Genomic DNA, 20,157 nt, shown 5'->3' with positions numbered 1-20,157 from the left:
GACTGCCGCCTACAACCGCCTCGCCGCCCTCACTGCGAACACCCAGCGCCGTGGTGATGTTCGGACGCGTGCGCAGTTGATGGTCGACAACGCCCAGAGCCTCCTCCTCTACGGTGTCACGGCGTCCTCCGGCCCTCCAGCCACGGTCGCGGCACCCGAGTCGGCTTCCTCCACCGCGGCGGATGATGAGGTCCCGACCTGGGCGGCACGGTCAGTACCAGCCCGTGGAGCCGCATCCATGGACGACGGGGCAACCACACCGACACAGAGCATGGACCGTCTGAACCGTCGCCCCCAGCCCATCCAACCGACCCAGCCAGTCCAGACGACCCAGCCAGTCCAGACGACCCAGCCAGTCCAGGCGACCCACCCAGTCCAGACGACCGAGCCGGTCCAGGCGTCCGAGCCGGTCCAGATGATCGAGCCGACCCAGGTGACCGAGCCGACCCAGGTGACCGAGCTGGCCCGGATGACCGCGCCTGTCCGAACGGGCGGGCTCCTGCAGAGCGCCGATCCCGTCCAAGCAGCCGAGTCGTCCCCGAGCATCAAGCCCCGCACCGCGACCCGTCCACTGCCGAGCATTGAGGACATCACGGAAGGCATCATCCCCACCGTGCATGTCACGGTCCCGGTGATGACGATCCTTGGCCACGAGCACCAACCAGGTTCCCTCGAAGGCTACGGTCCCATCGACCCGGAGACCGCGGTCAGGCTGAGCGTGCACGCGAAGTCCTTCACCCGGATCCTCACCCACCCTGAGACCGGGGCGGTCCTCTCGGTGAGTCGAGAACGATACGTGCCACCCGCGGACATGAAACGAGCCCTCGCGATCCGAGACACCCACTGCCGAGCACCGGGCTGCAACCGCCTCGCGAAGGGATGCGAACTCGACCACACGGTCCCGTGGTCGGAGGGAGGTGAAACGAACGTGGGCAACCTTGCGCACCTGTGTCCGAAGCATCACCACCTCAAACACGACACCAACTGGTCCCTCAAGCCGGGTCCGGATGGTGCGCTCACCTGGATCAGTCCGAGCGGCCAGGTATTCACCACGGAACCCGATCCTCCGGACTGGTACCCCCTCGAACCCGACCGGAAGCTGACGAAGACGCAGCCGGTCACTGAGCCTGTCGAAGTGTGGACGCTCCGGATCCGTGAACCCTTCCCTTCGACAAGCTCAGGGGCCGGCCCCACCCGGTCACTGAGCTTGTCGAAGTGCGGACGACCCGGATCCGTGGGGTCAACCCTTCGACAGACTCAGGGACCGGACGGCCCCGGTCACTGAGCCTGTCGAAGTGGAGACAGTCAGGATCCGTGGCTCCCGCCCTTCGACAGGCCCAGAGACCCGACCACCATCTCGGCGTTCCCGGTCGGGAAAACTCCGTCAGATCAAGGCACTCACGGCAGCAGCAGGACGTCGATGAGCCCGGGGAAGCGTTCGTCGAGTTCCGCACGACGCAACTGGATCGCATGCGTCCGCCCGGACACGATCGTCCGCGTCACACCGACCTCACGCAGCGTCTTGAAATGGTAGGCGAGCGCGGATTTCTGCAGCTCGAACCCCCACTCCGCCGTGCCCTTGGCGTGCGGTTGGCCGTCGGCGAGCACACGAACGATCTCCAAACGGACGGGATCGGCCACGGCGCGGAGGATGGTCACCAGTTCGACATCGGCCATGTCCGGAACGGGATACGTGTCAGTCATGGTGCACCGCGCTTTCGTCGGAGTCGGAGTGGAGGATCGGGACAGGGTGGGGGCGGGATCACGACGGGAAGGAACAGAACCCGCAGCAACGGCGTTCAGGAACATCGAACGTCACAAACAGTTCAAATTACTTTGAACAGTGCTAGGTTCAATCGTATGAGATCTGTTGAACAATCGTACTCCGCTCCGCGGCTGTACCCCCGATTGGCCGTTCTGGCCGCTGGACTCTTCGTCGTCGGGACCAACGCCTTCGTGATCGCAGGACTTCTGCCCTCGATCGCAGCGACGCTCGGCGTGCACGCGGGCGACGTCAGCTACTCGATCACCTTCTACTCCATCGTCGTCGCGGTCGCAGCACCGGCGATCTCGATCCTCCTCCCGCGCCTCTCGCGCACGACGCTCATGGCGACCGGCATGGTGCTCGTCGCCATCGGCACTCTGATCGCCGCAGCGGCGCCCGATCTCCTCGCATTCACGGTGGGCCGGATCCTTGCCGCTCTCGGTGGCGCAGCGATCGTGCCCGCAGCGACCGCCGCAGCAGCAGCACTCGCACCCGCGGAACGACGAGGGAAAGCGATGGCCTTCGTGGCGATCGGCTTCGCTGCCTCGACTGCATTCGGCGCACCGCTCGGCACGGCCATCGCCGGCGTCGGCAGCTGGCGCCTGCCGCTCTTCGCCCTCGCGGGACTCGCAGCACTCGTGGCGGTCACCGTGAGCCTCTTCGTCCGGAACGTCCCACTCGGCGAGCCCATCTCCATCCGCCGACGCTTCGCGATCCTCCGCGACCCCCGGATGCTCCTGACGCTCGCATCGACGACGCTCGTCGTCTGCGGCTTCAACACCGTCTACATCTTCAGTTCGACCGTGACGCACACGACGACGGGCGGTTCCGCCTCGCTCCTCGCGATCCTGCTGCTCGCATTCGGCGTCGCAGGCATCGGTGGCAATCTCATCGCCGGCCCCCTGATCGACCGCTTCGGCAACCGGATCGTCGCAACGGTGTTCCACGGAGCCCAGGTGGTACTGCTCGCCGTCCTGCCGTTCGTACTCGGCAGTTTCGTGGACACCGTTATCCTGTTCGCACTGTGGGGCGTGACCGCGAACGCGGCCCAGCTGCCGATCCAACACCGACTCGTCGAGATCGATCCACTGACATCCGGCATCGCGCTCTCCTGGAACTCGACGGCGATGTACATCGGTATCGCCCTGGCACCGCCACTCGGGTCCGTCGCGGTCGGTTTCGGTGGCGGCGGGTTCCTCGTGCCGATCTTCGGAGCGATCGCCCTGGCCCTCGCGCTAGCAGCGTTCCACATCGGCGCGTGGCGGCGGCCAGCGCCGCGGGCGATCGCAGGAGTCGCGATTGCGGGAGCGCCGGTCGCCGCCGCGGAGTCGACTACCCCAGTGCTCTGACCATCACATCAGGCCGTTGCCCTGGCCATCAGCCCAGTGCCCTGACCATCAGGAGCGTGGGTCCCTCCCAGTCGAGGCCCTCGAACTCCTGCACGGGCACGAACCCGACCCGGCGGTAGAAGGCTCGGGTCGCCGCGTAGGCCTCGTCCTGTAGCTCGGTCCGACCGTGTGCACGCTGAGCAGTTGGATGCCGTCACGAGTTACGGCTTCGACGATGGCCTCGATGAGGACCCGACCGGCGCCGCGACCCCGATGGTCCGCGTGGACGGCGAGGAGCTCGATCTCAGCAGACTCGGGGAACCGGCGCACGACGAGCCCGACACCGACAACGACATCACCGGCCAGCACGAGGTACGACTCCTGGGTTCGTGCACTCTCGACGTACTCGAGGAGGGACTCCTCGATGCCGAACCACGCGGGCAACGACCGCAGGATGCGCTCGACGGCGCCGGCATCGTTTCGATGCTCGATGCGATAGTCGACCATGCATTCGAGTCAAGCAGTCACCGACGCGAGGACCGTCCGCGACACCCGGATGTGCGATCCGCGGGACTCGGCCGCGCGATCTGCGAGACTCGGCCGCGCGATCTGCGAGACTCGGGCCTGACGAACACTCGTCAGTCAGGAGGCATCAGGCATGTCGACGAACGACGACACGGCAGCACAGGCGGGACCTGCAGAACGTGCAGGATCTGCCGGACCACACCACCAGAGCATCGGGAGACTGATCGGCTTCACCGACGCCGTCGTGGCCATCGCGATCACCCTGATCGTGCTGCCGCTCGTGGATTCAGCGCGATCCTCGACATCGGGAACAGCCCTCGACTTCCTGATCGACAACGCCCTGAACCTGTTCGCAGCCGCTCTCAGCTTCGTGGTGATCGCCTCGTTCTGGAGGGATCACCACCGCCTCTACCGCTACGTGACAGGATCGAACGCCCTGCTCGTCAACGCGAACCTGCTGTGGCTCGCGGGCATCGTCTTCCTTCCGCTGCCGACGATCCTGATCGTCGACTCCCCCGGCCACGACCCCGTCGCGGCGGGCCTCTACATCGGCACCATCCTGCTCACGGAGATCGCCGTCCGTCTGCAGGAGCTCGTCATCGTGCGCTGCGAACTCCTGCCGCCGGAACGGCAGCCGGACCGTCGATCGGTGCGAGCGGACTGGATCACGGTCGGCCTGACGTTCGCAGCATTGCTCGTCACGCTCTTCATCCCGCAGACGGGGCTCTACCCGCTCCTGATCGTGCTGCTCGCGCGCCCGATCAACTGGCTCGTCCGCCGGCGCACCCCTGCGGAGGACGAGCGCCGGCGGATCCTGTGAGCGAACGGATGGCGGGCTGACGCGCGCCCTACGCGACGGGCGCCGTCACACCGGGAACATCCTCGAGCGCCGTGTACACCGGGATGCCGCGCTTCCGGGCGATCTCGACGTCCTGATCCGCTCCCTTCGACGCACCTGGCAGCCGCAGTACGGCATCGCATCGCTCGAGGAGTCGCTCGGCCGTCGGGTACATCACGTCCGCCGCGAGCGGGTCCGACAGTTCGGTCACGCCAGCGCTCGACAGGACGGGCAACGCCACCCACTCGCCGATCATCGGGAGGTGCCCGGCACGGAAGAGTGGCCACGCGGCCTCCTCGAGACGGGACAGGTTCTTCTGCAGGCGTTCGGGTTCGTCGTTGGTTCCGGAACGGTACGGGCCGGCGATCAGGATCATGAGTGAAGTGGTCATATTCAGCAGACTAGGGCATAATCATGCATGACTCGGAAGGAACGTGAATGTTCACTACGGAACGACACGCACTACTGCTCGAACGACTCCGCCGCGACGGCAAGCTCGTCGCGAAGGACGTCGCACGCGAACTCGACGTCTCGGAAGACACCATCCGCCGTGACCTCCGGGAGCTGGCGTCCGCTGGACTCTGCCAGCGCGTCTACGGGGGCGCCGTTCCCGCCTCGCCCGCGACCTCGCCCTACGAGGTGCGGACAACGCTCGAACCGGAGAGCAAGGCCCGGGTCGCGAAACGAGCCGCCGAACTCATCGAGCCGGGCAGCACCGTGATCCTCGACGGCGGGACGACGACACTCGCCGTCGTCGCAGCTCTCGACCCGGGACTGCAGTGCACGATCATCACCCACAGCCCCACGATCGCCGTCGCACTCATGCCTCACGAGCTCATCGACGTCTACCTCATCGGCGGGACACTCTTCAGACACTCGGCCGTCACGAGCGGCGCCGCAGCGCTCGAAGCGACAGCAGGCCTCTCAGCGGACCTGTTCCTGCTCGGCGTCACGGGCATCCACCCGACAGAGGGGCTGACCACCGGCGATGCCGACGAAGCCGCGATGAAACGAGCCCTCGCACGACGCGCAGCCGATACCTACGTCCTCGGCAGCCGGGAGAAGATCGGCGCGGCATCGAGGTATCTCGTGCTGCCGCTCGACGGTGTCACGGGAATCGTGACGGACGCGTCGGCTGATGATCCGACGATCACAGAACTCGTCGAACGATCGGCGCCACTCCTGTTCGCGCCGTGACGCGCGTCAGCACGTGGTGACGCGCGTCAGCGACCCGTGACACGCGTCAACGCACGACGTCGTATCGGGCGTGCGTGAGGCCGTTCGCCGAGACGCCCGTCGCCTGCAAGGAGAGCTGGCGGTCATGGTCGAGGGCGCCGAAGAGCGGCAGACCGGCGCCGAGCAGCACGGGCACATGCGTGATCGTCAGCTCGTCGATGAGATCGGCGGCGAGGAACGACTGGATCACGCGTCCGCCATCGATGTACGCACCTCGGGACCCTGCGTCAGTGAGCGCGCGAACGGCACCGGCGACGGATCGAACGACGCTCACCCGCTCGTCGACGTCCTCGGCGAGCGTCGTGCTGAGCACGACGACGCGGTGATCCGGGTAGGGCCAGCCGTCGAAGCCGAGCACGGTCTCGTACGTCGTCCGCCCCATGACGATGTGATCGACGCTCGCCATGAACGATTCGTAGCCGCCCACCTCCTCGCCGTGCAGCGGAGCGGGATGCGTCACGTCCTCGCGCGGGTTCGTGAGCCAGGCGATGTCGCCGTCGGGCCGGGCGATGAAGCCGTCGAGGCTCGTAGCGATGAAGACGCGTCCGCGCCACGTTCGCTCGGTCTGGAAGCGGGACGGGTCTGTGTCGATGCGAGAGGGGTCGGTCATGGTGCGGTGGCTCCAGGGGTGTTGTGCGATTGCATGCGGTCGAGGGAATATGCGGGTGACGCGAAGACGCCGCCCTGAGGAACGCCTGCCGGGACGGTGCCGAGATCTCCGAAGTCGGCAGCGTCGTCGACCGGCACGAAACCGATCGCCTCGCCCTCGGCGAGGCTCCACCAGCGGTCGCGATTGCGCGAGACCGCATAGAAGACGGCGTGCTGCACGGCCGTGGACATCGCAGCGTCGAACGCCCGGAGGGCGTCGCCATGGCTCAGCCAGGTGTGCGATTCGCGCGCGGTGGTGGGCCGCTCCTCGTAGCTGCCGATGCGGAGGCCGATCGTGCTGAGCCCGAACTTGTCCGTGTACACCTGACAGAGCGCCTCGCCCGCCACCTTCGAGACGCCGTAGAAACCGTCAGGGCGTGGGGGCATGGACGGGTCCACCGTCACGGACTCCGGGTACGAACCAGTCAACCGATTGCTGCTCGCGAAGACGACGCGGCCGACGCCTGCACGACGAGCAGCTTCGAGCACGTGGTAGGTCCCGACGATGTTGACCTCGGCCAAATCGTGGAAGTCGGCTTCATCGGCGAAGCCGCCCAGATGGATGACGCCGACGCAGCCGGCGAAGGCTGCTTCGAGTGCAGCGAGGTCGCGGACGTCGGCTCGGACGGTGCGATCGTTCGGACCGGCGGGATTCGCGTCGACGAGGTCGAGTGAGACGAGCGGCACCCCTCTGCTCGCGAGATGCGCCCGAAGCGCCCGGCCGATGCTTCCCGCGGCACCCGTGACGCACCACGTGCCCGCGCTGTCAGGTGTTCTCCCGGCTGTGTCGTTCCCCATGCCATCAACCCTATGGGGTGCCTCTGACATCGGTCGTTCGCGCGGATTTCGAGCGAATCCGGCTCCATCCCTTGACTCCACCCGAGGACGCTTCTACAGTCTCGTTAATCGATAGGTAACTTCCTAGTCGATTCGACGAGAGCATCGTCCCCCGAAACACAGAGGAGCGACCATGGCCGCATCAGGCAGTCCGAGCGTCCTGCGGGTCATCAACGACCGCGCAGCCCTCGAAGCGCTCGTGCAGCAGCCCGTCGTGTCCCGATCGCAACTCGAAACGCTCGTCGGGCTCTCGAAGCCCGCGACCGCACAACTCCTCACCCGCCTCGAACAGGTCGGCCTCGTGGAACGCGCCGGGCTCCGCGATGAGGGTCCTGGACCCCGCGCCCAGCTGTGGCAGCTGAAAGCGGATGCCGCCTACACGGCCGGCGTCGACGTGACTCGCAGCGGCATCGACGTCGGCATCGCAGACCTCCGCGGCACGATCGTCGCAGAGTCCTTCGTCCACACGAGCGACGCCCTCGACCGACCCGCAGACGCACTCCTGGAGGCGCTCACGACGGCGTGCGGCGCACTCGGCATCGATCCGGCAGCACTCGCGCACATCTCGATCGGCCTGCCCGGAGCCGTCGACACCGTGTCAGGCGAACTCCGCTACGCCTCGGAACTGCCGGCCTGGAATGGCTTCGACCTCCGCACGTTCCTCGACGGACGTCTGGACGTCCCGGTCACGGTCGAGAACGACGTCAACCTCGTCGCCCTCAACGAGATGTCCCAGGGCGTCGCACAGGGGATCGACGACTTCGTCCTGCTCTGGATGTCGGAACGAGGGCTCGGCTCGTCGGTCATCGTGGGCGGCGAACTCGTCCGTGGAGCAACCAGGGGTGCCGGCGAGATCGGCTTCGCCCTCGTCCCCGACCTCGCGCAGACCGGTTCCATCGGCCCTGGGCGCTTCGGTGATCTCCTCTCGAACGCGGCCATCGTCGCTCTCGCCGAGTCGCACGGGATCGAAGCGACCGGGCCGATCGATGCGCTCGAACAGAGCCTCGCGGATCCCACGAGCGGGTTCGCCACAGACCTCGCGCGCCGCGTCTCCGGCGGACTCGCGGCAGTCGTCAGCATCCTCGATCCGGAGCTCATCGTGATCGACGGCGACATCGGCGTCGCTGGCGGAGAACCGTTCTGCCGACTCGTGAGCGAAGCGCTCGCCCTCATCGTGGAACCGCGTGTGCCGCTCGTCCCAGGGCGAGCCGACGTGAGTTCAGTCCGCGCAGGGGCAGTTCAAGCTGCCCTCGTGCCCGCCCGCGAGCGCTCGTTCGCGGCCGGCTCAGTCCTCGAACACTGACCTCGACCCGCACCGACCCCGACCCGCACTCAGCTGCATCCCCACGACCGTGGTCTCCGACCACAGGCCGTCATCAGTCGTACCACAGCCCCACCAGCACCAGCCCCACCCGCACGATCCGACAGAGAGCATTCCAACACCCCCGACTGGAGTACCGATGAAGAGACTCATTCCCACCATCGCCCTCGTGGCGACAGCCACCATCGCCCTGAGCGCCTGTTCCGGAGGAGCCGCGTCGTCGACATCGTTGTCGCCAGCGCCCGGCGACGACGAGAAGATCACCCTGACCGTCTGGAGCGGCTTCGCCGACAAGGAGCTCGACGTGATCGACGGCGCCCTCGCAGGCTTCCACAAACTGCACCCCAACATCACGATCACGAGCGAGGGCAGCCAGGACGACGACAAGATATCGCAGGCGATCCGGGGTGGAACGGCACCGGACGTCGCCATCTCGAGCAACGCCAACGCACTCGGCCAGTACTGCAAGTCCGGCGCGTTCCAGGACCTCGGCGGCTACGTCAAGCGCGACGACGTGGACCTCAAACAGATCCCGCAGGCCGTCCTCGACTACACCGAGTACCAGGGCGTGCGCTGTTCGATGCCGCTCCTCGCCGACGACTACGGCCTGTACTACAACAAGGACCTCTTCGCCAAGGCAGGCATCACCGATCCGCCGAAGACAATGAGCGAGCTCAAGGACGCGGCCGAGAAGCTCACCGAGTTCAACGCAGACGGCACCATCAAGGTCGCAGGGTTCGTCCCGACGATCGGCTTCTACAACAACCGCCTCGACGTCTGGGCGCCGCAGTTCGGCGCGGATTGGCAGGACAAGGACGGGACGTCGAGTCTCGCGACGAGCACCGGATGGAAGGACCTCTTCACCTGGCAGAAGGACATGACGGACTTCTACGGTCAGGACAAGCTCACGGCCTTCACCGCGGCGGCCGGCCAGAAGTACTCGGCCGACAACGCCTTCCAGACCGGACAGGTCGCGATGATGTTCGACGGCGAGTTCCGGACCGGATTCATCGACTCGCAAGCGCCGGACATCGAGTACGGTACCGCTCCCCTGCCCGTCACCGACGACCTCGTCGACGCCTACGGCGGCAGCAACATCGGCGGCAACGTCATCGGGATCCCGAAGGGCGCCAAGAACGCCGGGGCCGCCTGGGAGCTCATCAAATACCTGACGACGGAGACGGCACCGCTCGTCGAGCTCGCCAACGGCCTGAAGAACGTCCCGACGACCCTCGACGCCCTGAAGTCCCCCGACCTCGCATTCACTGGAACGCTCGCACCGTTCCTCGACATCTTCAGCAATGAGCACTCCTCGTCGCTCCCGACGACGGCGAACGGCGGGGCCTTCCTCAAGACTGCGAGCGACTTCGCGGTGAAGTGGCAGACGGGCGGCGTCAGCGATCTGAAGGCCGGCCTCGCGGAGGTCGACACACAGATCACCAACGGGAACGCGCTCAAACAATGACCACGTCACTCTCCGCAGCACCCGGAACGTCGGCGCCCCACCTCGGGGCGCCGGCGGGCCGGCCCCGCGTCCCCGCCAAGCGCCGCTCAGGTGCAGCAGCTCGTCGCAACCGGTGGGTCGTCCTCGCGTTCATGTCACCGTGGGTCATCGGCTTCGGCGTCTTCTTCGCCTACCCGCTCCTCGCGACAGTGTTCTACTCCTTCACGAGCTACGACCTCATCAACGAACCGGTCTTCGTCGGAATCCAGAACTACGTGTTCATGTTCACGCAGGATCCACTCATCTGGGTATCGATCCGGAACACCGTGTACCTCGTGGTCGCGATCACGGTCGGTCGGGTGGTCTACGGGCTCCTGACCGCGATGGTGCTCACCAAGATCAAGCGGGGCTCCGGCGTCTTCCGGACCCTCTTCTACCTCCCGGCACTCGCTCCGCCGGTCGCTGCGGCCCTCGCGTTCGTCTTCCTCTTCAACCCAGGCACCGGACCCGTCAACCAGTTCCTCGCGGTCTTCGGCATCAAGGGGCCGCTGTGGTTCAACGATCCGGCACTCGCGAAGCCGGCGCTGACCGTCCTGGCGCTCTGGGCGTCCGGCGAGATCATGGTCATTCTCCTGGCCGCACTGCTCGACGTGCCAGCCGACTACTACGAGGCCGCCGCGCTCGACGGGGCAGGAGCGTTCACCCGGTTCTGGCACATCACGCTGCCTTCCATCTCGCCCGTGCTGCTCTTCGCCATCATCAACTCGATCATCGTCGGGCTCCAATACTTCACCGAGGCTGTGGTCGCCGGCGCGGTCGCCTCCGGCTCCTCGGACGCTGTGGGGAACATCGCCTCCCTCGGCTACCCCGACAACTCGACCCTCACGTTCCCGATGTGGCTCTACGAGCAGGGATTCCACTCCTACAACATGGGCTACGCCTCGACCATGGCGATTGTGCTGTTCATCGTTTCCGCCGCTTTCACGATCATCCTCGTCCGACGCATGCGCGTCTCGGGCGTCGGAGAGGAGGACTGAGTCATGACCTCGACCGTCCTGGAACGCCCGGCCTCCCCCATGGCCCGGCTTCCCCGCCGCAAGCGGACGCCCCGCGTCGTCGCCCGCCAGGCGCTCGCCTGGATCGGCCTCCACGCCGTGGCCGTCGCGATGGCGATCGGCTTCATCGCCCCCATCGTCTTCGTGCTACTGACCGCGCTCATGAGCGATCAGCAGGCGCTCACGAAGGACCTCTGGCCACGCGAGTGGCACTGGGAGAACTTCGCGGACGTCTTCCAGAAGGCGCCCATGCTCGGCTACTTCGGCCGGAGCCTCTTCTACTCGGTCACGGCGACCGCGGCGATGCTCCTCTCGAGTGTGCCCATCGCCTACGGCCTCGCGAAGCTCAAGTGGAAGGGCCGCACGTGGGCGTTCTACCTCGTGATCGTCGCCATGATGCTCCCGCCACAGGTCATCGCCGTCCCGATGTACGTCATGTGGGCGAAAGCCGGGCTGACCGGCACCCTCTGGCCGCTCATCCTGCCGAACCTGTTCGGCGACGCGTTCAGCATCTTCCTGCTCCGCCAGTTCCTCGTGGCGATCCCGCAGTCCTACATCGATTCTGCACGCCTCGACGGCGCATCGGAGCTCGGTGTGCTGATGCGCGTCGTCGTCCCGATGGCTCGTCCAGGCATCGCGGCGGCGGGTCTCTTCATGTTCCTGCGCACCTGGAACGACTACTTCGGCCCGCTGCTCTACACGGGTGAGAACCGTGACAACTGGACGTTGTCGCTTGGGCTCGCAGCGTTCCGCAGCACCCACCAAGTCCAATGGAACCTCACGATGGCGGCCACCGTGCTCGTGATGATCCCCGTCATCGTGCTGTTCTTCTTCGCCCAGAAATCGTTCATCGAAGGAATCAAATTGTCAGGAGTCAAAGGATGAAGTTGACGGTCGTCGGCGGAGGATCGACATACACCCCCGAACTGATCGACGGACTGCTCGAGATGTCCGAGTCGTTCACGATCGACGAGATCGCGCTGATGGACACGGACCCGGAACGGCTCGAGGTCGTCGGGGCGTTCGCCAGGCGCATGGTCGCAGCCGCAGGCAGAACGACGGTCATCACAACGACGGACGATCTCGCGCGCGCCGTGGACGGTGCCGCCGCGGTCCTCATCCAGTTGCGCGTCGGCGGACAGTCGACGCGATTGTCCGATGAGACCTTCCCGCACGGGTGCGGGTGCATCGGTCAGGAGACGACGGGTGCCGGCGGCTTCGCGAAGGCGCTTCGGACCGTCCCCGTCGTCCTCGACATCGCGGACCGGGTCCGTTCCCTCGCGGGTGACCAGACCTGGATCGTGGACTTCACGAATCCGGTCGGCATCGTGACGAGAGGGCTCCTCGAAGCCGGCCATCGCGCGGTCGGGCTGTGCAACGTCGCCATCAACTTCGAACGGAACTTCGCGGGCGTGCTCGACGTCGCGCCGGAGCGAGTACGGTTGCGGCACGTGGGCCTCAACCACCTGAGCTGGGAGACCGCGGTACTCGTCGACGGCGTCGATCGTCTGCCGGAGCTCATCGATACACGGATCGACGACCTCGCCTCGGTGTTCCGCATCACGCCGGAGCACCTCCGGCTACAGAACGCCGTTCCGTCGTACTACCTGCACTACTACTACGCCCATAACGACGTGTTCCGCGACCAGCAACGGGAACCGGCCAGGGCAGAGGTCGTGATGGGCGTCGAACGCGAGCTCCTCGAGGTCTACCGGGACGAGTTCGTCACCACCAAGCCGGCGCAACTCCAGGAGCGCGGCGGACGCTACTACTCCCTCGCGGCCATCCAGCTCGTCGCATCGCTCCTTCAGGACAGGGGCGACGTGCAGGTCGTCAACGTGCGCAACAACGGCACGCTCCCGTTCCTTCCGGACGACGCCGTCATCGAAGCGGCGTCCCGCATCGGCTCGGCGGGCCCCGCGCCGTTGCCGATCGGTCGGGTCGACCGGTCGATGGAAGGCTTGATCGCGCATGTGTCCGCGTACGAGGAGCTCGCGCTCGACGCGGCCGTCAACGGCGGGCGCGACCGCGTCGTGAAGGCGATGCTCGCGCACCCCCTGATCGGCCAGTACGAACTCGCCGAAGGCCTCGCGGACCGTCTGCTCGCCGAGAACGCGAGGTTCCTGCCGTGGGCGTAGGCCTGGCAGACGGCGCCCGGACCGGCACGACAGAGGGCGGGCCCGACACACCGGCGCACGGTCCGAACGTCCTCATCGCGATCGACGGGGGTAACAGCAAGACCGACGTCGCCATCGCGACGATGGAGGGCGAACTGCTCGCGAGGCGACGTGGTCCCGGATACTCCCCGCACGTCTCCGGCGTCCAGGATGCCGTCACGGGCTTGGAAGGGCTCGTCCGCGACGCGCTGAGCGACGCAGGAGTCCCGTTCGGATCAATGAGGATCCTGCACACCGCCGCGTACCTCGCCGGTGTCGATCTGGCACGCGAGCAACGCGAGATGCACTCGGCGATCCTCGCGCGCGGCTGGTCGCCATCGGCCACCGTCGACAACGACACCTTCGCGCTCCTGCGCCTCGGCACGACCGAGGGGCTCGGCGTGGCCGTCGTCTGCGGCGCCGGGATCAACTGCGTCGGCGCGAACGACCGCGAGCTCGTCCGCTTCCCATCTCTCGGGCCGATCTCGGGCGACTGGGGCGGCGGACTGCAGCTGGGCGTCGAGGCGATGTCGGCGGCGGCCCGCGAGGCGGATGGACGGGGCGAGGCGACGGCGCTCACGGGAGTGGTCCTCGATCACTTCGGCGCCGCGCGAGTGATCGATGTCGTCGAACGCCTCCACTTCGGCGAGCTCGCCACAACGCGACTCGGCGAGCTGAGTCCTGCCGTCTTCACCGCGGCGGAACACGGCGATGCGGTCGCGAACCGTCTGGTCGAACGGCTGGCGGACGAGGTCGCGGACTACGCGATCGCGGCGGCCGTCCGTCTCGGCGTCGCTGACGGCAGCGGCGATGGCGGCACTGCCGGCAGCGTTCCCGACACGGTCCCGGTCGTCCTCGGTGGCGGCGTGCTCGCGGCGCGGCGTCCGCTCTTCACCTCGCTCGTCGAATCGCGCATCCGCAGCCGGGTGCCGCACGTCGAGTTCCGCTACGTGACTGACGCGCCGATCCTCGGCGCCGTGCTGCTCGGGCTCGACCACTTGGGCCGGACTGTGGAACGCGGCGCCCTGCTCACACCGGGTGGACGATGAGCGCACGCTCGGCGGCGGAACCGGCAGGCACGGCGATCTCGATCTCCGCGGCGTCGATGCGGAGGACGACGATCGACACTCCCAGATAGCGAGGGTGCTCCCGCACGGTGATCTCATCGATCCGATCGAGCGACAGGATCGTGTGCGCCCGCGACAGCACGGGAGCACCACCGCGGACGAGCCACTCCTTCCGCGCGAAGACGTGGAGTTCGAGCTCGGTGCGGCAGAGCAGGACACCGTGGAGCGTCATCGGATACAGGGTGTGCAGCGTCCGAGCGATCCCGCCGGCACGCGGCACGAGCTTCGTCCGACCGTTCGCCGCAAGCAATCGCATCCCAGGCTCTCGACGACTGAGGTCCCGGAACGCCGTCACGAACATGACGTCCTGCCTGCCGAGGTCGTCCATCCCGAGGACCGCCGGCACCTCGACCATCGGGACGGGAAGCCGAGCAGCAGAGGGGAAGGCCCGCACGGATCGCTGCCGGTGCTCGCGCATGACGTCGACGAGCGTCGCGATGGCGGCCTCCGACGATCCGCTGAACGGCACGGAGAACGTCCCGCCGTCGAACGTGCGGATACTCAGGCGTCCGTCCAGCAGATCGACCTGGCTCGTGATGGCGGCGATCGTCCCGTACGGGATCGCCGACTCGACGTAAGCGGTGCCCGTGCTCGGAGCATCCGTACGGCTGAGCACGACGAGCCGATCACGCGAAGCGACGAGCAGGTGGTCGTACAGGTCCATGGAGGGCAACGCATCGCGTCGGCTGATGTTCCGCGGCACCTTCAGGACGAGGGTCGAGCGCGAGAAGTCGAGCGGGTAGTCGCGGTACAGCCGCGGCACCTCGCTTGCGTCGTGGACGGTGTCCACCCACGGTCCGAAGGCGTCGAATTCGGCCGTACTCGCGAAATCTCGAGTCATGTGGTGAGCCTACGCCGGGCCGGGACGCGTGCGGCCCCTATCCCGCTGTGATCTGTGCTATCCCACTGTGATCTGTGCTATCCCACTGTGATCTGGGCGAGCACGGCGGCAGGACGCTCGACGGCCGCGAAATGACCCGCGCCCTCGAGACGGATCTCCTGGAAGTCCGCGATGCGCTCGGCGAACGCCGCGGCGTCCCCATCGCCCACGAACACGTCGTGCTCACCGCGGAGGGAACGGACCGGGCACGTGATCGCCGCCCACCGATGATCGTCGTACGCCGCGGCCGCCCGACAGGCGAGTCCGAACGACACCGGCCGCACCTCGGCGGCGAGCGCCACGAGCACGCTCTCGTCGATGTCGGCCGGACGGACGAAGAGCGGCGACGCGAGCCACCGCAGCAGTCGGACGCGCTGCAGCCAGCCGACGACCGCGATGCCGCGCTGCCCTGGGAGGCCGCTCGTACCGTTCCCACGACCTCCGCCGAACGGAGCAATGGCCCGCATCGCGACGAGCATCCCGAGGAACCACGGCAGGCGCCGACCTCCCCGGAGCGGCTCGCGGATCGTCTCGAGGACGGCACGTCCCGTTCCGGAGACGAGGTCGACGGAGAGCGTCGCCCGAGGGGCGCGCGCGGCGAGGTCGAGCGCGATGAACCCGCCGAGCGAATGTCCGATGACCCGCCAGCTCGTGTAGCCGAGGGCACGGGCGACCTCTTCCACGACGGCGCCCATGACCTCAACGGTCACGGTGCCGGTATCGGTCACGGTGCCGGTATCGGTGCCGGTATCGGTGAGCACCGGCAGAGCGCTCTCGCCCCAGCCGGGCAGGTCGAGCGCGACGACGTCGGTGAGCGGTGTGCCCGCATCGTCAGACGCCTGCAGGAGCGGCGTCCAGGTCGTCCACGATCCCGCTGCGCCGTGCAGGAGGATCGTGGCGGGTGCACCGGCGTCTGGAGCGGTTCGTCCCGTGCGGACGACGACCGGACCGAAGGCCGTGTCGACGACGACCCGACGCAAGTTGAGGCTCGCCGCATCACTCGAGATCGGGTACGGCGAGTACGTCTCCCCCACGCGCACGCCCACATCTGTTCCCATACGGGGTCTTCGGAGCGGAAGGGGCGTCGGATGGGCTGCTCGATCGGAGATCGACCTCTCGGATCCGAGACGGGATCTCGCACGCACATCCGTTCAGAAACGCCTGATTTCCGCGGAAAACGGCCCTCCGGCGCGCTCGACGAGCGGCCGTCGATCATTTCGCGACCAGACTCCCCAGCTCGACGGACTACCGTTAGAGTATGACGCCTCCTGATACGACAGTCCCCACCGAGGCAGACACTGCCCCTGTTACGCAAACATTCACCGAGCTCGGCCTCGATGACGCAGTACTCAAAGCTCTCAAGGACGTCGGTTACGAAACCCCCTCGGCCATCCAGGCCGCCACCATTCCTCCGCTGCTCGCCGGACGCGACGTCGTCGGACTCGCCCAGACGGGCACCGGCAAGACCGCCGCATTCGCGCTCCCGATCCTCTCCCGCCTCGACCTCTCGCAGAAGACGCCGCAGGCCCTCGTGCTCGCACCGACGCGCGAACTCGCGCTCCAGGTCTGCGAAGCGTTCGAGAAGTACGCCGCACACCTGCGCAACGTGCATGTCCTCCCCGTCTACGGTGGCCAGGGCTACGGCACGCAGCTGTCCGCGCTCCGTCGTGGCGTCCACATCGTCGTCGGCACCCCCGGCCGCATCATGGACCACCTCGCCAAGGGCACCCTCGATCTGTCCGAGCTCAAGTACCTCGTGCTCGACGAAGCAGACGAGATGCTCAAGATGGGCTTCGCGGAAGACGTCGAGACGATCCTCGCCGACACCCCCGAGGACAAGCAGGTCGCCCTGTTCTCCGCGACCATGCCCGCGCAGATCCGCCGCATCTCCAAGAAGTACCTGCACGATCCCGAAGAGATCACGGTCAAGAACAAGACCACGACCTCCGCGAACACGACGCAGCGCTACCTCATGGTCTCCTACCCGCAGAAGGTCGACGCGCTCACCCGCATCCTCGAGGTCGAGAACTTCGAGGGCATGATCGTCTTCACGCGCACGAAGAACGAGACCGAGACGCTCGCCGAGAAGCTCCGCGCACGCGGCTACTCGGCTGCCGCCATCAACGGCGACGTCGCCCAGGTGCAGCGCGAGCGCACCGTCAACCAGCTGAAGGCCGGCAAGCTCGACATCCTCGTCGCCACCGACGTCGCAGCGCGCGGCCTCGACGTCGAGCGCATCAGCCACGTCGTCAACTACGACATCCCGATCGACACCGAGTCCTACGTGCACCGCATCGGACGCACGGGTCGCGCCGGCCGCAGCGGCCAGGCGATCAGCTTCGTCACGCCTCGCGAACGCCACCTGCTCAAGGCGATCGAAAAGGCAACCCGCCAGCCGCTCACGCAGATGCAGCTGCCGAGCGTCGACGACGTCAACGCGACGCGCCTCACGCGCTTCGACGACGCCATCACCGAAGCGCTCAGCCAGACCGAGCGCATCGAGACATTCCGCGACATCATCGGCCACTACGTCTCGCACCACGACGTCCCGGAAGCCGATGTCGCAGCGGCACTCGCCGTCGTCGCCCAAGGCGAGACGCCCCTCCTGCTGTCAGCGGAGGACGCTCGTGCACAGCGCTTCGAGCGCGAGGAGCGCGACCGCAGCGACCGGGCCGACCGCGCGGGTCGCGGCGACCGTCGTGATGACCGCGGCGACCGCGGTGCCTCGCGCAGCGAGCGTCCCGAGCGTCGCGTCCGCCCCTCCGGCGGTGCAGGCCTCGTGTCGTACCGCATCGCCGTCGGCAAGCGTCAGAAGGTCGAACCGCGTCAGATCGTCGGCGCGCTCGCCAACGAGGGCGGCCTCAGCCGTGAGGACTTCGGCGCCATCCAGATCCGTCCGGACTTCTCGCTCGTCGAGTTGCCCGCGAACCTGGGCGACGACGTCCTCGCCAAGCTCGAGACCACCCGCATCGGCGGCAAGCTCATCGAGCTGCGCCCCGATCGCGGCGGCCCCGCACGTCGCGACGACGGCGACGAGCGTCCGGCACGTCGCCCGCGCACGTACTGAGCGAGCGCTGCGCGAGCAGCTGAACATGACGAAGACCGTCCGGCAGTCGCCGGGCGGTCTTCGTCGTCTCGATCGGAACCGGCAGCGTCAGCGCGCGTCAGCGCGCGTCAGCGCGCGTCGAACTTCACGAGCTTCTCCGGGTTCCGGACGAGGAAGACGCTCGTGATGACACCGTCGCTCGTATCGATCGCGACGAGGGCGAGCGGTTCGCCCTCACGGAGGGACAACACGGCCGGCAGCCCGTTGACCTCGACGACCTCGTACGTGGCGCCCTGCCCGAACCGCTCGCTGATCCCGAGCAGGAAGCGTGCGACGTTCTCGCCGCCGGCCACAGGTCGACGCGCTGCGTTGACGACGCCGCCGCCGTCGGCCGTCGCGACGGCGTCTCCGGAGAGCAGCTGCTCGAGCGCTTCGAGATCGCCGCGTTGCGCCGCCGCCATGAACGCCGCGAGGAGGCGGGTGTGTTCTCCGGTCCCTGAGCCTGCGCCGGGCCCTGAGCCTGCACCGGTCCCTGAGCCTGTCGAAGGGCCAGCAGCACCGGAGGCACCGGCCAACTGCACCCGCGCCCGCCTCGCCAGCTGCCTGGCGTTCGCCTCGCTCGTCTCGAGGACCTCGGCGATCCGACGGAACGGATAGTCGAACGCCTCCCGCAGCACGATGACAGCGCGCTCGGTCGGCGTCAAGCGCTCGAGCAGCACGAGCACGGCGAGACTCAACGCTTCGGAACGCTCCGCCCCGAGCAACGGATCCTCGGTCGTCGCGACGGGCTCGGGCAACCACGGACCCACGTACTGCTCACGCCTCGCATACGCGGACGTCGCCGCGTTGATCGCGAGCCTCGTCGTGGTGGTGGCGAGGAACGCAGCAGGCTCGCGGACGACGGAACGATCCGTCGTCTGCCACCGCACCCAGGCCTCCTGCACGACGTCCTCGGCATCGGCGACCGTCCCGAGCATGCGGTACGCGATCCCGAACAACCGACCGCGCACGCTGCTGAACTCGGCAGTGCCGTCGGTGAGCGCCGCGTCGTCAGTGAATGCAGTGCCGTCGGTGAAAGCAGTGCCGTCGGTCAGTACTGGCTCGGCCACGGCATCCTCCACGATCATCGACGGGTCGTCTCCTGAAGATACTCCTCGAACGTCCCCGTGCCGTACGGCGCCCCCGGGACGAGGTCGGCACCGGCGTCGTAGGCCGCGGAGAGCTTGCCCGGCAGCCGGAAGTCGACGAACGCGCGCCGCCCACCCGTCGCGCGCCGCCACATCGCGTGCAGCTCGCGTGCCGTGAGCTGCTCCGGACCGCCGATGTCCTCGACCATCCCCCGCGGCGCCCCGACGGCGAGCTCGGCGAGCCGCACCCCGACCTCCTCGACCGCGATCGGCTGGAACCGCCACCTCGGCGACACGATCACGGGACTGAACCGTTGCGCGGTGAAGAACCGCTCCACGAAGGAGTGGAACTGCGTCGCACGTTGGATCGTCACCGGCACCCGCGAGCCCTGCACGAGCTGCTCGATCCGCAACCGGTCCCGGTAGAAGCCGAGCGGTATCCGATCGATGCCGACGATCGAGATGAGGACGAGATGGCCGACGCCCGCCTGCTCGGCGGCAGCGACGAGTCGACGTGCGAGATCGATGTCCTTCGAACCGTTGCTCGTCGCCGCGTGCACGACCGTGTCGACGCCGTCGAGCGCCTCCGCGAGCCCGTGACCCGTCGCGAGATCGACGGCGACCGCCCCGGGCCCTCCCGAACGGGTGAGGCCACGGGCATCGTGTCCCACTGCTCGCAACGCCTCGATCGTCGGTCGTCCGAGCTGCCCGCTCGATCCGGTCACCAGAATCGTCATGTGGTCCTCCCTGTTGCTGTCGTCGTTCGACGGATGTGTCCGGGCATGCGCCCACAGCTGTGACCGTGCAGCACGGCGATTCGTGAC

Annotated in this window: 20 protein-coding genes; 11 read left to right on the top strand and 9 right to left on the bottom strand. The window is 67.5% G+C overall.

All coding sequences use genetic code 11. The annotated features are described in order from the left end of the window. Positions 1–1,285, top strand: a 1,285-nt coding sequence (locus ACQ3HB_RS15710) for an HNH endonuclease signature motif containing protein (RefSeq protein ID WP_430921191.1), incomplete at its 5' end; no start/stop codon positions are given. Positions 1,286–1,398: 113 nt separating this feature from the next. Here the strand turns inward: ACQ3HB_RS15710 and ACQ3HB_RS15705 are convergent. Further along, entirely contained in the window at positions 1,399–1,704 is a 306-nt protein-coding gene (locus ACQ3HB_RS15705) for an ArsR/SmtB family transcription factor (protein ID WP_430921189.1), read from the bottom strand. Between the two features lie 156 nt (positions 1,705–1,860). Here ACQ3HB_RS15705 and ACQ3HB_RS15700 point away from each other — a divergent pair, with 156 nt between their 5' ends. Then, positions 1,861–3,114, top strand: a complete 1,254-nt coding sequence (locus ACQ3HB_RS15700; RefSeq protein WP_430921187.1) for an MFS transporter — start codon at positions 1,861–1,863, stop codon at positions 3,112–3,114. Between the two features lie 48 nt (positions 3,115–3,162). Here ACQ3HB_RS15700 and ACQ3HB_RS15695 read toward each other — a convergent pair whose 3' ends face one another. Continuing rightward, positions 3,163–3,600 carry a GNAT family N-acetyltransferase gene (locus ACQ3HB_RS15695; protein WP_430921185.1) on the bottom strand — a complete coding sequence of 146 codons (438 nt, stop codon included), beginning with the start codon at positions 3,598–3,600 and terminating at the stop codon, positions 3,163–3,165. 151 nt (positions 3,601–3,751) lie between these two features. On the opposite strand from ACQ3HB_RS15695, the gene ACQ3HB_RS15690 reads away from it, so the two are divergent. After that, positions 3,752–4,438, top strand: coding sequence for a TMEM175 family protein (locus ACQ3HB_RS15690; protein ID WP_430921183.1), 687 nt, complete (start codon positions 3,752–3,754; stop codon positions 4,436–4,438). Positions 4,439–4,466: 28 nt separating this feature from the next. Here ACQ3HB_RS15690 and ACQ3HB_RS15685 read toward each other — a convergent pair whose 3' ends face one another. Beyond that, the gene (locus tag ACQ3HB_RS15685; RefSeq protein ID WP_430921182.1) at positions 4,467–4,847 is read right to left on the bottom strand and encodes a DUF4406 domain-containing protein; all 381 of its coding nucleotides are present in this window, start codon (positions 4,845–4,847) and stop codon (positions 4,467–4,469) included. A 47-nt stretch (positions 4,848–4,894) separates the two neighbouring features. Here ACQ3HB_RS15685 and ACQ3HB_RS15680 point away from each other — a divergent pair, with 47 nt between their 5' ends. After that, entirely contained in the window at positions 4,895–5,653 is a 759-nt protein-coding gene (locus ACQ3HB_RS15680) for a DeoR/GlpR family DNA-binding transcription regulator (RefSeq protein WP_430921180.1), read from the top strand. A gap of 46 nt (positions 5,654–5,699) precedes the next feature. Here ACQ3HB_RS15680 and ACQ3HB_RS15675 read toward each other — a convergent pair whose 3' ends face one another. Further along, the gene (locus tag ACQ3HB_RS15675; protein ID WP_430921178.1) at positions 5,700–6,302 is read right to left on the bottom strand and encodes a dihydrofolate reductase family protein; all 603 of its coding nucleotides are present in this window, start codon (positions 6,300–6,302) and stop codon (positions 5,700–5,702) included. After that, complete coding sequence (locus ACQ3HB_RS15670; protein WP_430921176.1) at positions 6,299–7,138, bottom strand: NAD-dependent epimerase/dehydratase family protein; 840 nt, start codon at positions 7,136–7,138, stop codon at positions 6,299–6,301. The genes ACQ3HB_RS15675 and ACQ3HB_RS15670 overlap by 4 nt, the downstream gene beginning before the upstream one ends. A gap of 172 nt (positions 7,139–7,310) precedes the next feature. Here ACQ3HB_RS15670 and ACQ3HB_RS15665 point away from each other — a divergent pair, with 172 nt between their 5' ends. The 6 genes from ACQ3HB_RS15665 (at position 7,311) to ACQ3HB_RS15640 (ending at position 14,202) form a co-directional block, all read left to right on the top strand. Beyond that, on the top strand, positions 7,311–8,480 hold the full coding sequence (locus ACQ3HB_RS15665) for an ROK family transcriptional regulator (protein ID WP_430921174.1): 1,170 nt from the start codon (positions 7,311–7,313) through the stop codon (positions 8,478–8,480). 157 nt (positions 8,481–8,637) lie between these two features. Continuing rightward, positions 8,638–9,963: an ABC transporter substrate-binding protein gene (locus ACQ3HB_RS15660; protein WP_430921173.1), complete on the top strand. Its 1,326-nt coding sequence runs from the start codon at positions 8,638–8,640 to the stop codon at positions 9,961–9,963. After that, complete coding sequence (locus ACQ3HB_RS15655; protein WP_430921171.1) at positions 9,960–10,979, top strand: carbohydrate ABC transporter permease; 1,020 nt, start codon at positions 9,960–9,962, stop codon at positions 10,977–10,979. The genes ACQ3HB_RS15660 and ACQ3HB_RS15655 overlap by 4 nt, the downstream gene beginning before the upstream one ends. 3 nt (positions 10,980–10,982) lie before the next feature. Continuing rightward, positions 10,983–11,882 carry a carbohydrate ABC transporter permease gene (locus ACQ3HB_RS15650; RefSeq protein ID WP_430921169.1) on the top strand — a complete coding sequence of 300 codons (900 nt, stop codon included), beginning with the start codon at positions 10,983–10,985 and terminating at the stop codon, positions 11,880–11,882. Beyond that, positions 11,879–13,135, top strand: a complete 1,257-nt coding sequence (locus ACQ3HB_RS15645) for a 6-phospho-beta-glucosidase (RefSeq protein WP_430921168.1) — start codon at positions 11,879–11,881, stop codon at positions 13,133–13,135. The genes ACQ3HB_RS15650 and ACQ3HB_RS15645 overlap by 4 nt, the downstream gene beginning before the upstream one ends. Next, a complete protein-coding gene (locus tag ACQ3HB_RS15640; RefSeq protein WP_430921167.1) occupies positions 13,126–14,202 on the top strand; it encodes an N-acetylglucosamine kinase in 1,077 nt (358 codons plus the stop codon). The genes ACQ3HB_RS15645 and ACQ3HB_RS15640 overlap by 10 nt, the downstream gene beginning before the upstream one ends. Here the strand turns inward: ACQ3HB_RS15640 and ACQ3HB_RS15635 are convergent. After that, complete coding sequence (locus ACQ3HB_RS15635) at positions 14,183–15,121, bottom strand: hypothetical protein (protein ID WP_430921166.1); 939 nt, start codon at positions 15,119–15,121, stop codon at positions 14,183–14,185. The two genes, ACQ3HB_RS15640 and ACQ3HB_RS15635, sit on opposite strands and share 20 nt — an antisense overlap. A 77-nt stretch (positions 15,122–15,198) precedes the next feature. Beyond that, positions 15,199–16,218: an alpha/beta fold hydrolase gene (locus ACQ3HB_RS15630; protein WP_430921164.1), complete on the bottom strand. Its 1,020-nt coding sequence runs from the start codon at positions 16,216–16,218 to the stop codon at positions 15,199–15,201. Between the two features lie 200 nt (positions 16,219–16,418). Between ACQ3HB_RS15630 and ACQ3HB_RS15625 the strand changes: the two genes are divergently transcribed. Beyond that, entirely contained in the window at positions 16,419–18,227 is a 1,809-nt protein-coding gene (locus ACQ3HB_RS15625; protein ID WP_430921163.1) for a DEAD/DEAH box helicase, read from the top strand. A 107-nt stretch (positions 18,228–18,334) separates the two neighbouring features. On the opposite strand, the gene sigJ is transcribed toward ACQ3HB_RS15625, so the two are convergent. Both sigJ and ACQ3HB_RS15615 read right to left on the bottom strand, forming a co-directional pair. Next, positions 18,335–19,315, bottom strand: a complete 981-nt coding sequence (gene sigJ, locus ACQ3HB_RS15620) for an RNA polymerase sigma factor SigJ (RefSeq protein WP_430921161.1) — start codon at positions 19,313–19,315, stop codon at positions 18,335–18,337. 14 nt (positions 19,316–19,329) lie between these two features. Further along, on the bottom strand, positions 19,330–20,070 hold the full coding sequence (locus tag ACQ3HB_RS15615; RefSeq protein WP_430921159.1) for an SDR family oxidoreductase: 741 nt from the start codon (positions 20,068–20,070) through the stop codon (positions 19,330–19,332). Positions 20,071–20,157: the final 87 nt, after the last annotated feature.

The sequence above is a fragment of the Plantibacter lichenum genome (assembly GCF_050587525.1).
Classification (GTDB): Bacteria; Actinomycetota; Actinomycetes; order Actinomycetales; family Microbacteriaceae; genus Plantibacter.
Note: the sequence above shows the minus strand (reverse complement) of the source record. Positions and strands in the feature narration are given on the sequence as shown.